The following is a 14060-nucleotide window of genomic DNA, read 5'->3' as shown; positions in this document are numbered from 1 at the left end:
GAAACGCGCCTCGCCTCACGAGAGGGACCCACCTCCATGCCCGAATCGCCTCCCGCCCCGCCCCCCGCGCCAGGGCTGCCCGCACACCGATTGGCCATGCGGTTCAGCTCCACCCCGCGCGGCGCACGGCTGGCCCGGCGACTCGTCGCGCACTGCCTGGACCAGTGGGGCTACGCCCAGGGGAGCGACGACGCCGAAGCCGTCGTCCTCGTCGTGGCCGAACTGGCCGCCAACGCCGTCCAGCACGGCCACGTCCCCGGCTGCGACTTCCACCTCCACCTGTGCGTCCACCCCTCGGCCGCCACGACGACCACCCTCCGCGTCGACGTCACCGACGCCCGCGCCGACCGCCGCCCCCACTTCCCGGCCCCCACCCCGCCGGACGGCACCTCCGGCCGCGGCCTGCTGCTGGTGGACCGGCTGGCGACGCGCTGGGGGGTGGACGAGCGGTGCCCGTTGGGGAAGGCGGTGTGGGCGGAGTTCGACGTGGTGGGCACCGTGCCGGGCCCGTACCGCGACCACCGTCCGGTGTCGGAGTGTCCCGATACGCTGACGTGACAGGCGCCGTTCGCGGTTGGTCCTGACGTGGTGCGCGCCGTCTGCGGTTGGTCCTGGTGTGGCACGCGCCGTTCGCGGTTGGCCCTGACGTCACGCGCGCCGTCGGCGGTTGGCTGGAGACCGCGTGCTGACGCGACGCGAAGCCGACGGGTTCGAGAGCCCGCTCGGCTCGGCGGTGGACCTGGGGACGTTGCCTATCGTGGCGCGCCTTCGCCCACGCCTTGCGCGCCGCCCCGCGTGATCCGGGTGGGAGCCGCGCCACCCGAGCCCGCCGCGCCGCCTGGTTCGGCTTTTCCGAACCCGCGATGCGGGTGGTTGCCCCATCCCCCGTTGACCTGCGTGTTTGTAACGTCGCAGGTATGCGAGACAACGGTAGGGACAGCCGTTCCGAGGGTGGGGAGTGGGCGCTCGACCTGGTGGGCGTGACGCGGCGGCACGGGCGGGGGGCCAGGGCCGTGCACGCGCTGCGGGGAGTGGACGTGCGGCTGGCGCGGGGGAGTTTCACGGCCGTGATGGGGCCGTCCGGGTCCGGGAAGAGCACGTTGCTGCAGTGCGCGGCGGGGCTGGACCGGCCGACGGGCGGCAGCGTGCGGCTGGGGGGCACGGAGATCGGCGCCATGGGGGAGCGGCGGCTGACGCGGTTGCGGCGCGACCGGGTGGGGTTCGTCTTCCAGTCGTTCAACCTGCTGCCGACGCTGACCGTCGAGCAGAACGTCCTGCTGCCGGTGCGGCTGGCGGGCGGGGCGCGGGACCGCGAGCGGGCCCGGCGGCTGCTGGCCCGGGTCGGGCTGGCGGACCGCGCGCGGAGCCGGCCCGGGGAACTGTCCGGTGGCCAGCGGCAGCGGGCCGCCATCGCCCGGGCGCTGATCACCGACCCCGAGGTGGTGTGCGCGGACGAGCCGACCGGCGCGCTGGACCCGGCCACGGCCGAGGACGTCCTCGCCCTGCTGCGGGGAGCCGTGGCCGAACTGGGCGCGACGGTGCTGATGGTCACGCACGACCCGGCCGCCGCCGCGTGGGCCGACCGGGTGCTGTTCCTCGCGGACGGGCTGGTCGTGGAAGAGGTGCGGCCCGACGCGGTCGGGGTGGCCGGGATCGCCGGGCGGATGCGCGCGCTGGGCGGCGCCCGGCCGGGGGCCCGGTTGGGCACCACGGGTGTGAGGGGCGCGGGGGTGGCCGGGTGACCACCGGACTCGCCCGTGCCTCCGTACGGGCCCGGCCCTCCGCCTTCGGCGGCGTCTTCGCGGTGCTCACGCTGTCGGCGACCGTGGTGACGGCGTCCGTCGCGATGGTGCGGACGGCCTCGGGGGCGCCGCCCTCGGCGCATCGCGAGGACCTGACGACGATGGGCCTCGGGTTCACCCTCGTCACCGTCTACCTGTCGGTGTTCGTCATCGGGCAGGTCATGGCGCTGTCCGTCGCCCAGCGGGCGCGGGAGAACGCGCTGCTGAGGGCCGTGGGCGCCAGTCCCTGGCAGGTGCGCCGCATGGTCGCCGCGGAGGCGCTGCTCACCGCGCTGATCGCGTGGCCCGTCGGCTACGGGCTCGGCACCGCACTGGCGCGGGTGTGGTGCGACGGCATGGCCGGGCAGGGGATGCTGCCGGCCGGGACACGGCTGGTGGTCGGGTGGCCGCCGGCGCTGGCCGCCGCGGGCGTGCTGGCGGTGACCGCGCAGCTCGGTGGCCTGCTGGCCGCGCACCGCGCCGCGCGGTCGCGCCCGGCCGCGGCGCTCGGCGAGGCGGAGGCGCCGCGCAGCGGTGTGACGGTCGTGCGGCTGGGCATGGCGGTGGCGGCGCTGGCGGGGGCGGTCGCGCTGACGGCGGTGACCGCCGCCGGACCCGCGGACGAGACCGCCGAACGGCTGCCGCTCGTGCTGTTCGCCTACTTGGCGGCGGTGGGGCTGGCCGGTCCGGCGATCGGGCGGCTGGCGACGGGCGTCGCCGCGCTGGTCCTGCGGGCGCTCGGTAACGGCGTGGTGGGGGAGCTGGCGGTGGCCAACGGCCGGGCACTGGCCCGCCGGTGGTCCTCGGCGGTCACGCCGGTGGCCATGGTGGTGGCGTTCGCGCTGGTGAGGTTCGCCGCGCTGGCCCGGACGGGCACCCCGGCGTGGATGGACGTCTTCGCCACCGCGCTGTACGCGGGGTTCGCCTCGCTGGTCGCCGCCAACACGGTGGTGATGCTGACGGCCGAACGGCGGCGCGAGGTCGCGCTGCTGTGGGCGGTCGGAACCGGCGCGGGCCAGGTGGTGCGGATGGTGCTGCTGGAGGGCGCGATCGTGGCGCTGACGGGCTTCGGAGCGGGGGCGGCGGTCGCCTGCGCGGTGACGCTGCCCCTCGGCGCGGCGGCCGGTGCCCCGCTGTCGGCGCTGCCGGTGGCGGCGTGGGCGGCCACGGGGGGCGGGGTGCTGCTCCTGGTCCTGGGCTCGGCCGCCGTACCGCTGGGGCGGTTGCTGCGGGGGCGGCGCGGGGTGGTGGTGTGAGCGTGGGACGGTTCGGACGTGGGGGAGCCGAGGGTTTCCGGCGGGGGGCTGAGGGGTCATCGCGGGAGGCTGAGGGCTTCTCGCGGAGGGGTGAGGGGTCATCGCGGGGGGCTGAGGGCTTCTCACCGAGGGCTGGCGACTTCGCGCGGAAGCCTGACGACTCCTCACGAAGAGTCGGGGGCTCCTCACGACGAGCCGGGGACTCCTCACGACGAGCCGGGGACTCCTCACGAGGCGTGGAGGGCTCCCGGGAAGTCGGGAGCTCCTCACATGGCGTGGAGGGCTCCCGGAAAGTCGGGGGCTCCGCCCGGACCCCGCGCATCCTCGACGCCCTCGGGCTGCCCGCCTCCCGGGCCGCCTGCGGGGCCTCGGCGTACGCGGTGGCGGGCCTCGTCCCCGGGCTGCTGGGGATCCTGCTGGTGCCGCTGATCGCGTACGGCGGGCTGTTCTGCGTGACCAGGCTCGGGCCCCCGTTCCTGTCCGGCGTCCTCACCGCCGCGCGCGGGCTCACCACCGTCGACCGGTTCCTGCTGCGCCGGCTCGTGGGGGAGGAGATCCCCGCGGCGCCGCGCCCCCGGCGCGCGGTCAGGGATCGCGACGCGTGGCGCGGCGCCGCCTTCGCCGTCGTCAACGTGCCGCTGGCCGTCTTGCTGTTCTGCGTCGAGGTGCCGGTCCGCCTCTACGGGCTCGTCCTCGTCAGCTATCCCTTCTGGTTCGCGAGCGTGTCGGAGGACGGTCACCGGGGGCTGGAGATCGTCCGGGATCTTCCCCTGGACACATGGCCGCGGGCGCTCGCGGTCGCCGCCGCGGGGATGCTGCTGCTCGCCGTCGCGGGGCGGGCCGGGCGCGGGGTGCTCGCGCTGCACCGGGCGCTGGCCCGCGCGCTGCTCGCGCCGGGGCGGCTGGCCCGCCGCATCCACGACCTGGAGGAGACCCGGGCGCTGGCGGTCCGCGACGCCGCGGCCACCCTCCGCCGCATCGAACGCGACCTGCACGACGGCGCGCAGGCCCGCCTCGTCGCCGTCGCCATGTCCCTGACCCGCGCCCGCGCCGCCCTGGACCCGGCGCGGACGGACGCCGCCAAGGCGCGCGACCTGGTCGACCACTCGCTCGCCAACGCCCGGACCGCGCTGGCCGAGTTGCGCGACCTCGTCCGCGGCATCCACCCGCCGGTGCTCGACAGCGGGCTGGACGCCGCGCTCGCCTCGCTCGCCTCCGACATCGGGTCGGAGACGACTCGGGTCAGCGTCCGGACCCACCTGCCCGCCCGGCCGCCGGAGGCCGTGGAGACCATCGCCTACTTCTGCGCGGCGGAGCTCCTGACGAACGCCGCCCGGCACGCCCGCGCCACCACCATCGAGGTCACGGCACAGGCGCGGGCGGGCGCCCTGCTGCTCACGGTGCGGGACGACGGCGCGGGCGGCGCCCGCGTCACCCGCGCCGGATCGGGGCTGGCGGGGCTGGCCGAACGGGTGCGTACCATCGACGGCGCCCTGTCCCTGGACAGCCCACCAGGCGGCCCGACCACGGCCACCGTCCGGCTGCCCCTCCCGGAAGACACCCCATGCGCATCGTGATCGCCGAGGACGCCGCCATCATCCGCGAGGGGCTGGTCCAGCTCCTCGCCGACCGCGACCTGGACGTGGTGGCCGCCGTCGGCGACCCCGACGCGCTGCTCGCCGCGGTGGACGCGCACCGGCCGGACGCCGTCGTCGCCGACGTCCGCATGCCGCCCACCCACCGCGACGAGGGGGTCCGCGCCGCCATCGAACTGCGCCGCCGCCACCCGGGTTTGGGCGTGCTGCTCTTCTCGCAGTACATCGAGACCCGGTATGCCGACGCCCTCCTCGCCGACGGCTCCGCGGGCGTCGGCTACCTGCTCAAGGACCGGGTGCTGGACGTGGACGACTTCGTGGACGCCCTGCGCCGCGTCGTGGCCGGCGGCACCGCGCTGGACCCGGAGGTCGTCGGCCGCCTGCTCGCCGCCCGCGGCACACTCGGCGCGCTGAGCGGACGGGAGCGGGAGGCGCTGGAGCACATGGCGACCGGCCTGACCAACGCGGCCATCGCGCGCCGGATGGAGATCTCCCAGCGGGCCGTCGAGAAGCACGTCGCCGCGATCTTCGACAAGCTCGGCCTGCCACGCGGCACGGAGGAGCACCGGCGGGTGCTGGCGGTGCTCCGGTATCTGGATCCGGGGCGGGGTCCGGGGCGGGGTCCGGGGCGGTTTCCGGAAGGGGCGTGACGGGGGCCAACGGGGCGTGACGGGGGCCAGAGGAGGTGTGACGGGGTTCGGAGCCGGTCGGGCCGGCACGGATTCCGGCCTCGGGTATTCCTCCCTCCTGGCACCCCACTGCCCTCCGGGCACCAACGCGACCGGGCGCCGCTCCCGAAGGGCGGCGCCCGGTCTGTGTGCGCGGTGCTGTCCTGCTCGGCGGTCACCGCCGAGCGAGCCGCTCACACGGTCAGAACGTCAGCTTTCATGTGTCAGAACGTCAGCTTCCACGCGTTGATGTAGCCGCTGTCCTGCGCGTACACGTCCTGGACCTGGAGTTTCCAGGTGCCCTGGGCGGACTCGGAGGAGGCGTTGACGGTGTAGGTGGCCTTGACGTCCGGCATGCCGTCGCCGGCGTTGGAGTTCTTCAGGCGGTAGGAGGTGCCGTCGGGGGCGATCAGGCTGATGACGAGGTCACCGCGGTAGGAGTGGACGATGTCCACGTCGACCTTCAGGTCGCTCGGGGCGTTGCCGGAGCGGGTGACGTTGATGGGCGAGGTGACCGCGGCGCCCGCGTCGGGGATCTGGACGTCGTCGGTGTTCTCGAAGACGTCGCCGCTGCCGCCGCCGGTGACGGTCCAGGTGAAGGACGTCGAACCGGTCTTGTTCGCCGAGTCGGTGACCGTGACCGTCACGTTGCTGGTGCCGGTGGCGGTCGGGGTGCCGGAGATCAGGCCGGTGTTCGCGTCGATGGACAGGCCGGCGGGCAGGCCGGTGGCCGCGTACTTCAGCGGGCCGGTGTTGCTGCTGGTGGCCTTGATCTGGAGGCTGGCGGGCTGGTTGAGGGTGCTGGACTGGTTGCCCGGGTTGGTGACGGTGACGCCGCTGTCGGGGACGCGGGCGCCGACGTTGATCGCGGCCCAGGTGTTGGCGACCGTGTTCCACGTGGCGCTGCCCTCGCCGAAGAGGTCGGCGGCGGCGCGCAGGGTGGCGGTGCGGGCCGCGGCGTAGTTGGTGTTGGCGGTCATGTACTGGGTCAGCGCCTTGAACCAGATCTTCTCGGCGTTGTCCAGGCCGATGCCGGGGACCGGCAGGTTGTCGTAGGTCGGGCTGTCGTAGCGGACGCCGTTGATCTCCTTGACGCCGCTGCCCTCGGCCAGCAGGTAGAAGAAGTGGTTGGCCGGGCCCGAGGAGTAGTGGACGTCGATGCCGCCGAGGCCCGAGTACCAGTAGTCCTTGGAGCGGCCGTCCCGGCTGGGCTTGTCCATGTAGCGCAGCGGGGTGCCGTTGCTGTTGATGTCGATCTTCTCGCCGACCAGGTAGTCGCCCGGGTCGTTGGGGTTGTTGGCGTGGAACTCCACGGCGGCGGCGAAGATGTCGGAGGTCGCCTCGTTCAGGCCGCCGGACTCGCCGCTGTAGACGAGCTTGGCGGTGGCCGCGGTGACGCCGTGGGTCATCTCGTGGGCCGCCACGTCGATGGAGGTCAGCGGCTTGGTGTTGTTGGTGCCGTCGCCGTAGGTCATGCAGAAGCAGCTGTCCTGCCAGAAGGCGTTGACGTAGTTGCTGCTGTAGTGGACCCGGCTGTACGCGCCGACGCCGTCACCGCGGATGCCGCTGCGACCGTGCACGTTCTTGTAGTAGTCCCAGGTCAGCGCCGCGCCGTAGTGCGCGTCCACGCCGGCGGTCTGGGCGTTCTGCGGGGTGCCGTCGCCCCACACGTCGTCCGGGTCGGAGAAGAGGGTGCCGGTGCCGGACGTGCCGCGGTTGAGGTTGTAGGTCTTGTGGTTGCCGCGGGTGGTGTCGGTCAGCGTGTACGAGGGCGCGGTGCCGATCGTGACCTTGCCGCTGTACTGGCTGTTGCCGGTGCCGTTCTGCACACCCTGGTACTCGAAGATCTTGGCGCCGGTGTTGGCGTCGGTGATGACGTGCAGCTCGTTGGGCGTGCCGTCGTGCTGGAGGCCGCCGACGACGGTCTCGTAGGCCAGCAGCGGCTTGCCGTCGGCGACCCAGACCACCTTGCGGGGGGCCTTGCTCGCGTCGGCGTCCTTCGAACCCTGGGCGCGGGCCGCCTTGACGGCGGTGGCCTCCGCGGTGGGCGGGGCGAGCCTCGCGGTGGTGCTGGGGACCTCGATCCGCGACCGGACGGCGTGCGTGACGCCCTCGACCTTGCCGCCGCGCGCCTCGTGCACGACCAGGTCGCCGCCGAGCACCGGCAGGCCCGCGTACGTCCGCTCGTAGCGGGTGTGGACCGTGCCGTCGGCGTCCTTGGCGACGTCCCGGACGACGAGCTTCTCCTTGGCGCCCAGCTTCAGGTCCTTGGCGGTCTGCGCGGTGGTGGCGCTCGCCTCCCGCAGCAGTTCCGCGCGCTGGGACGGGGACAGCTTGACGGGCAGCGCGCCCGGGTCCGGCTTGGCGACGATCTTGCCTGACGGCAGCGGGGCGGCGGCGGTGCTGGCTCCGGCCTGTAGGCCGACGGCCAGCAGGGCCGATACGGCGACGACGGCGCCGGTGGTGGCGGCGCGGCGTCTTCCATGGGGGGTGCGTCTCACACGGACTCCTTCTGCGGTGGCCGCGTCGGAACGGGCGCGGTCGAGGGGGACCGGGCGGCCCCGTGGCCGCCCGGGCAGAGCGAGGCAGAACTCGTGGAGCGAGTGGAACGGAGTGCGGAACGGTGTGGGGGTGTCGCGCGCGCCGTGCGGACGGGGACGGGACGGTGGGGGACCGTGCGACGGCTGCGGGGAAGAGTGCCACCGGAGGTGTTGCGTTGTCAGGGTCCCGTCACGAAGTTGGCGGAAAACCGTTGGGAGGAGGGAGGCGGGGTTCGGATAGGGGACGGGTGGGGGTGAGGGGGAGTGCGGGGAATCGGTGCGTGACGTGTTGGCGGTTGTCGTGCCGATTCGGGTGGTGGGTGTTTGAGCGCGGGGCTCGGGGATGTGGTGTGCGCACGGTGGTTGCGCCGCGCGCATTCGCGTGTGCGTCCGGGGAGCCGATGCGTACTCCGTTGGCGCCTGCTGCGCCGATTTCGGCGCGGACTACGCGGAGACGGGCGGCCTCTCCCGGCCGGCGGCGTCGATGAGCATCTTGGCGGCCACCGTCGCCCCGTCGGCACGGATCGTGCCGGCCACGGCGCTCGCCCGTGCGCGGGTCTCGGGCGCCAGGGCCGTGGTGAGCGCGGTGGACAAGGAGTCGACGGTCGGCGTCCGGCCGGCGTGGGCCGCGCCGATGCCCAGTTCGGCCACGCGGGCGGCCCAGTACGGCTGGTCCGCGATCTGGGGGACCACCACCTGGGGCGCGCCGGCCCGGGCCGCCGTCGTCGTGGTGCCCGCGCCGCCGTGGTGCACCACGGCGGCCACCCGCCGGAACAGGGCCTGCTGGTTGACCTCGCCGACGACGAAGCAGTCCGCGGCGTCGTCGACCGGGGCCAGGCCCGCCCAGCCGCGGGCGAGGAGCACGCGGTGGCCGTGCGCGCGGATCGCTTCCGTGGCCACCCGGGCGGCGTCCTTCGGGGCGTGCGCGGCCATGCTGCCGAAGCCCACGTACACGGGCGGCGCTCCCGCGTCGAGGAACGCCTCCAGCTCTGCGGGGAGCGGGCGGTCGTCGGGCAGGACCCACGCCCCGGTCTGGACGAGGTCGAGCTCCGTCATGCCGTCCTGCCAGGGGATCAGGACCGGGTCCGCCGCCAGCAGAGCCCGGTCGCCGAAGACGTGGTCGCGGACGTTGTCCACCGGGGGCAGGCCGATCGCCGCCCGGTGGCGGTTGAGCGCCTCGCCGTACAACGCGTTCACCCGCTGGGCGTCCTCTTCCCACAGCGCCTTCAGGTCGGTCTTCTCCGGCGAGGACTGCTTGCCCGGCCGCCTCCCCGGAGGGAAGTGCCGCGACGGCAGCCCGAACGGGTGGAAGCAGGCGAGCACGTAGGGGATGCCCCGTTTCTCGGCCACGTCCCGCGCGCCGGCCGGCATCAGGCCGGTGGCCAGCAGCGCGTCGCACCCCTCGGCCGCCGCGCCGAGCGTGGCGAACCGCGCGGCGACCAGCTCGGGAGCGAGCCGGAACGCGTCCTTTGCCGTCGGCGGCTTCGGACCGGCGACCACCGAGCGCACCGTCGGGCCGAGCGGGATCAGCGGCACGCCGGCGCGGGCGAGCAGCGCCGCGAACTCCTCGTCCGGCGGCGCGCACACCCGCACCCGCGCGCCGAGTTCCCGCAACGCCACCGCCAGTCCCGCCAGCGGTTCGACATCTCCGCGCGACCCCCACGTCGTCAACAGCACACGCATTTCGCGACCCCCCATTTCCGCGGTACCGGTATTCGGTCGCCGATTGTGCGGTACGGGCCGGGTCTTGCCGCAAGCCCCCCGGTGCGTTATATGTTGAGAGTGGCAGGGAGTGGGAACTCCCTGCCTTCGCTTTTGCCGTCCGGTCTTTGTTTCCTCGTTCCTTTCTTCCGCCCGTTCCCTTTCTTTGCTTTCCGTCTGCGCGGAATTCGCTTTCCCGGTCCGCGTCTTGTGTTCGCCGTCCGCGACCGTGGTCATCCATGGCCGTCCGTGGTCGCGGTGACGCACCGGCCTTTCGCTTTACCGCACCTGTGTCTCCCGCCACGCCTGGTGCAGGGCCGCGAAGGGGCCGTCGCCCGCGGCCAGTTCGGACGGCGCTCCGTCCTCGACGACGCGGCCGTCGGCCATGACCAGGACGCGATCGGCCGTCTCCACCGTGGACAGCCGGTGGGCGATCACCACGGCCGTACGGCCGCGCAGGACGGTGTCCATGGCGTGCTGGACCGCGCGCTCGCCGGGAATGTCCAGGGAACTCGTCGCCTCGTCGAGAATGAGCACGGCCGGGTCGGCGAGCAGGGCGCGGGCGAAGGAGACCAATTGGCGCTGGCCGGCGGATATCCGGCCACCGCGCTTGCGGACGTCGGTGTCGTAGCCGTCCGGCAGCGCGGTGATGAAATCGTGCGCCCCGATGGCTTTCGCGGCGCGTTCGATGTCCTCACGGGTGGCGTCGGGACGGCCGAGGGCGATGTTCTCGGCGACCGTTCCGGAGAAGAGGAACGCCTCCTGGGTGACCATGACCACGCCCCGGCGCAATTCCGCCGTGGAAAGGTCGCGCAGATCCACTCCGTCCAGCAGGACCCGCCCGGACGTCGGGTCGTAGAAACGCGCCAGCAGCTTGGCGAGCGTGGATTTGCCCGCGCCCGTACTGCCGACGACGGCGACCGTGCGGCCCGCGGCCAGCGTGAGGTCGAAGCGCGGCAGGACTTCGCCGCCCGTGCGGTAGGCGAAGCGCACGTCCCGGAAGACGACCTCGCGGCCGGGTGCGGAACCGGCGCGGGCGGGCAGCGCCACCGGGGCGGCGGGCTCCGGGACGGAGGGCCGCTGCGCGAGCAGCCCCGCGATCTTCTCCAGGGAGGCCGCCGCGGACTGGTACGAGTTCAGGAACATCCCCAGCCGGTCGATCGGGTCGTACAGCCTGCGCAGGTACAGCACGGACGCGGCCAGCACGCCCAGGGCCAGCCCGCCGGTGGCCACCCGGTACGCGCCCCACAGGACGATGGCGGCCACCGCGGCGTTCGCGGTCAGGCGGGAGGAGACGACGTAGCGGGCCATCTCCAGGATCGCGTCGCCGTTGACGCGCTCGTGGGCGCCGTTGAGGCGGGCGAACGCCGCGTCGTTGGCGCGCTCGCGGCGGAAAGCCTGCACCGGGCGGATGCCGTTGAGCGTCTCGGTGAACTTCACGATCACGGCGGCGGTGGCCGTGGACTTCGCCCCGTACACCCGGCTCGAACGCCGTTGGAAGCGGCGGATCAGTAGGTAGAGCGGCCCGGCCGAGACGACGGCCGCGGCGCCCAGCCCCCAGTCCAGGTACAGCAGCGTCACCGAGATGAAGACCGCGGACACCAGGACGGAGACGAGCTCCTGGAGCCCGTCGTTGAGGAGTTCACGCAGCGACTCGACGTCGGTGGTGGCCCGGGATATCAGCCGGCCCGAGGTGTAGCGCTCGTGGAAGTCCAGGCTCAGCGCCTGGCCGTGCCGGAAGATCCGGCCGCGCAGGTCCAGCAGCACGTCCTGGCTGACGCGCGCGGACACCCGGACGAAGGCGTACTGCAGCCCGCCGGAGGCCGTCGCGCACAGCAGGTAGCCCACGGCCACGGCGATCAGCGGGCCGTGCGCTCCCGCCCGCAGGGCCGGGACGGCGCGGTCGATGGCGTACGCGACCAGCAGCGGGCCCGCCTGGACGGCGGCCTGCTGGAGCAGGAGCAGGAACGCGCCGCACCAGGCGCGGCCGGCGCGCGGACGCAGCAGCGACGCGAGGAGGGCCCGGGAAGCTCCCTTGGGGGTGGGCAGGACGTCCCGGTCGAAGTCGTCGGGCGGCTGCGGGGCGGTGTCGTCGGGCGGCTGCGGGGAGGTGTCGTCGGGCGGAGGTGGCGCGGTGGGCTCGGGGGTGGTGGTGCCGTGTGGGTGGTGCGGTGCGGGGCTACCCTTGCCGGTGGTCCGTTCCTTGATGGGGGAGGGCTTGCGGGGCGAGGGGGACGCGGTCGGGCGGTCGTCCGAGGACGGGCCGTCGGCCGGGAGCTCGGCGGGACCGCCGTCCACGGTCGGGTGGTCTGCTGCGGGACCGTTCATCGGGCGCTCTCCCCCTCGCGTCGCGGCGTGGCGGGCCCCTGCGGGCCGCCGGACATCAGCTCGGCGTACTCGGTGTTCGTACGCAGCAGTTCGTGGTGCGTGCCGACCGCGGCGATCCGGCCGCCGGAGAGCAGCGCCACCCGGTCGGCCAGCAGGACCGTGGACGGCCGGTGGGCGACGACGAGGGCGGTGGTGGTCGCCAGGACCTGCCGCAGCGCCGCCTCCACCAGCGCTTCGGTGTGCACGTCCAGCGCGGACAGCGGGTCGTCCAGGATCAGGTAGCGCGGTCTGCCGACCACGGCGCGGGCCAGGGCGAGCCGCTGGCGCTGCCCGCCGGACAGGCTCAGCCCCTGCTCGCCGACCTGGGTGCCGGCTCCCTGCGGCAGCGCCCCGACGAACCCGTCCGCCTGCGCCACCTCCAGCGCGCGTCGCAGCTCCGGCTCGCCGAGCCCGTCGCCGCCCATGAGGACGTTCTCGCCGGCGGTGGCGGAGAAGAGGGTGGGTTCCTCGAAGGCGACCGCCACCAGGGAGCGCACCTGGGCGCGCGGGAGCGTCGCGATGTCCACGCCGTCGAGGGTGATCCGCCCGCCGGTGGGGTCGTACAGCCGGGGCACCAGGGCCGTGAGCGTGGTCTTGCCGCTGCCGGTCGCCCCGACCAGGGCCATCGTCTCGCCGGACCGGATGCGCAGGTCCACGCCCCGGAGGGTGGGCGGGGAGCCGGGTGGCGCGTCGGGGTAACGGAACTCGATGTCCTCGAAGACCAGGCCGCCGCCCCGGGAATCGTCAGCGCGGGTGCCCGCTGCCGCACCCGTCTTGATCGCCGCCGGCCGAGGCCCGGCCGGTGCCGGGTGTGCCGTGACCGCCGTCGGCTCCGCCGTCACCGTGGCGGCCCCTCTTCCCTCCGGCCCCGTCCCCTGCGGTTCCGCCTCCACCGCCTTCTCGTCCATGACCTCGAAGAAACGGTCCGTGGCGGTCGCCGCCTCGTTGCTCATCGCCAGCAGGAAGCCGATCGACTCGACCGGCCACATCAGGGCGAGCGCAGTGGAGAGGAAGGCGACGAGCGTGCCGGCCGACAGATCGCCGTCGGCCACCTGCACCGTGCCGAGCACCAGGGCGGCGCCGACGGCGAGCTCCGGCAGCGTCACGATGAACGCCAGCAGGGCCGCCAGCAGCCGGGCCTTGCGCAGCTCCGTGCCCCGGACCCGGTGCGCGAGGGCCTTGAAGGCGCGGGCCTGGCTGCGGTGCCGCCCGAAGCCCTTGATGATGCGTATCCCGAGGACCGACTCCTCCACGACGGTCGTCAGGTCGCCGAGCTGGTCCTGAGTGCGGCGCGAGGCGACGGAGTACTTCGCCTCGAAGACCCAGCACAGCGCGATCAGCGGCAGGATCGGGGCGAGCAGCACCAGGCCCAGCGTCCAGCGCTGGGCCAGCAGGATGCCGCAGCCGACCAGGATCGTCGTGGCGTTGACCACCAGGAACGTCAACGGGAAGGCCAGGAAGAGCCGCACCAGCTGGAGGTCGGTCGTCCCCCGGGAGAGCAACTGGCCCGACGGCCAGCGGTCGTGGAAGGAGACCGGCAGCCGCTGGAGGTGCCGGTACAGCGCGTCCCGCATGGACGCCTCGACCCCGGCGAGCGGACGGGCCACCAGCCACCGCCGCAGCCCGAACAGCCCGGCCTCCGCCACCCCGAGCAGCAGCAGGTACCCGCCGCCCAGCCACACGCCGCCCGCGTCCCCCGCCGCGATCGGCCCGTCCACCAGCCACTTGAGCACTTGGGGGATGACCAGCCCGATGCACGACGCGAGGACGGCGACGAACGCGGCCGTGGCGAGGCGCGCCCGCACCGGCCGGACGTAGGGCCACAGCCGCAGCAGGGAGCGCACGGCCGACCGGCGCGGCACGGCATCGGTGCCGGTGGGTCCGGGACCCGCGGGAGGCCCGGCGGACGGGCCGGCGACCGGATCGGCGCCCGGTTCGGCGGGCGGTTCGGCGGGCGGATCGGCGGGCGGATCGGCGGGCGGTAAGAGAGCGGACGGATCGGCAGGTGGGGTCTTCGCTGTATCGGCCATCGTCACCGAGCGTACGGGCGACCACTGACAACGCTCACCGGGTTTTCCGGCGCACCGGCCGCACCGCGCCACGGCCGGCCAAAGCTCCTGAACTCCCACCCGCCGCTAGCCCCGTGGCGTCG

Annotated in this window: 9 protein-coding genes; 5 read left to right on the top strand and 4 right to left on the bottom strand. The window is 74.2% G+C overall.

Annotated features, from left to right (window positions below; all coding sequences use genetic code 11):
- Positions 1-96 precede the first annotated feature (96 nt).
- The 5 genes from ABZX96_RS10485 (at position 97) to ABZX96_RS10465 (ending at position 5282) form a co-directional block, all read left to right on the top strand.
- Entirely contained in the window at positions 97-558 is a 462-nt protein-coding gene (locus ABZX96_RS10485; protein WP_355541078.1) for an ATP-binding protein, read from the top strand.
- 359 nt (positions 559-917) lie between these two features.
- Positions 918-1742, top strand: a complete 825-nt coding sequence (locus tag ABZX96_RS10480; RefSeq protein WP_355541075.1) for an ABC transporter ATP-binding protein — start codon at positions 918-920, stop codon at positions 1740-1742.
- The gene (locus ABZX96_RS10475) at positions 1739-3037 is read left to right on the top strand and encodes an ABC transporter permease (RefSeq protein ID WP_355541072.1); all 1299 of its coding nucleotides are present in this window, start codon (positions 1739-1741) and stop codon (positions 3035-3037) included. Before ABZX96_RS10480 ends, ABZX96_RS10475 begins: the two co-directional genes overlap by 4 nt.
- Before the next feature lie 275 nt (positions 3038-3312).
- Positions 3313-4614, top strand: coding sequence for a sensor histidine kinase (locus tag ABZX96_RS10470; protein WP_355541069.1), 1302 nt, complete (start codon positions 3313-3315; stop codon positions 4612-4614).
- Complete coding sequence (locus ABZX96_RS10465) at positions 4602-5282, top strand: response regulator transcription factor (protein WP_355541066.1); 681 nt, start codon at positions 4602-4604, stop codon at positions 5280-5282. The genes ABZX96_RS10470 and ABZX96_RS10465 overlap by 13 nt, the downstream gene beginning before the upstream one ends.
- Positions 5283-5524: 242 nt before the next feature.
- Here the strand turns inward: ABZX96_RS10465 and ABZX96_RS10460 are convergent, their stop codons facing one another.
- The 4 genes from ABZX96_RS10460 to ABZX96_RS10445 form a co-directional block, all read right to left on the bottom strand.
- The gene (locus tag ABZX96_RS10460; protein WP_355541063.1) at positions 5525-7801 is read right to left on the bottom strand and encodes a M4 family metallopeptidase; all 2277 of its coding nucleotides are present in this window, start codon (positions 7799-7801) and stop codon (positions 5525-5527) included.
- A gap of 483 nt (positions 7802-8284) precedes the next feature.
- Positions 8285-9523: a glycosyltransferase gene (locus ABZX96_RS10455; RefSeq protein WP_355541060.1), complete on the bottom strand. Its 1239-nt coding sequence runs from the start codon at positions 9521-9523 to the stop codon at positions 8285-8287.
- A 297-nt stretch (positions 9524-9820) separates the two neighbouring features.
- Positions 9821-11869: an ATP-binding cassette domain-containing protein gene (locus ABZX96_RS10450; protein WP_355541057.1), complete on the bottom strand. Its 2049-nt coding sequence runs from the start codon at positions 11867-11869 to the stop codon at positions 9821-9823.
- Complete coding sequence (locus ABZX96_RS10445; RefSeq protein ID WP_355541054.1) at positions 11866-13938, bottom strand: ABC transporter ATP-binding protein; 2073 nt, start codon at positions 13936-13938, stop codon at positions 11866-11868. The genes ABZX96_RS10450 and ABZX96_RS10445 overlap by 4 nt, the downstream gene beginning before the upstream one ends.
- Positions 13939-14060: the final 122 nt, after the last annotated feature.

Origin of the sequence: Streptomyces sp. NPDC003077, assembly GCF_040611095.1 — a bacterium.
Taxonomy (GTDB): Bacteria; Actinomycetota; Actinomycetes; order Streptomycetales; family Streptomycetaceae; genus Streptomyces.
The sequence above is the reverse complement of the archived record's forward strand: the minus strand, read 5'-3'. Positions and strand labels throughout refer to the sequence as shown.

Coding starts and splice junctions, on each gene's coding strand:
- ABZX96_RS10465 (WP_355541066.1), top strand. CDS start 4,602: ATGCGCATCGTGATCGCCGAGGACGCCGCCATCATCCGCGAGGGGCTG.
- ABZX96_RS10485 (WP_355541078.1), top strand. CDS start 97: ATGCGGTTCAGCTCCACCCCGCGCGGCGCACGGCTGGCCCGGCGACTC.
- ABZX96_RS10445 (WP_355541054.1), bottom strand. CDS start 13,938: ATGGCCGATACAGCGAAGACCCCACCTGCCGATCCGTCCGCTCTCTTA.
- ABZX96_RS10480 (WP_355541075.1), top strand. CDS start 918: ATGCGAGACAACGGTAGGGACAGCCGTTCCGAGGGTGGGGAGTGGGCG.
- ABZX96_RS10455 (WP_355541060.1), bottom strand. CDS start 9,523: ATGCGTGTGCTGTTGACGACGTGGGGGTCGCGCGGAGATGTCGAACCG.
- ABZX96_RS10450 (WP_355541057.1), bottom strand. CDS start 11,869: ATGAACGGTCCCGCAGCAGACCACCCGACCGTGGACGGCGGTCCCGCC.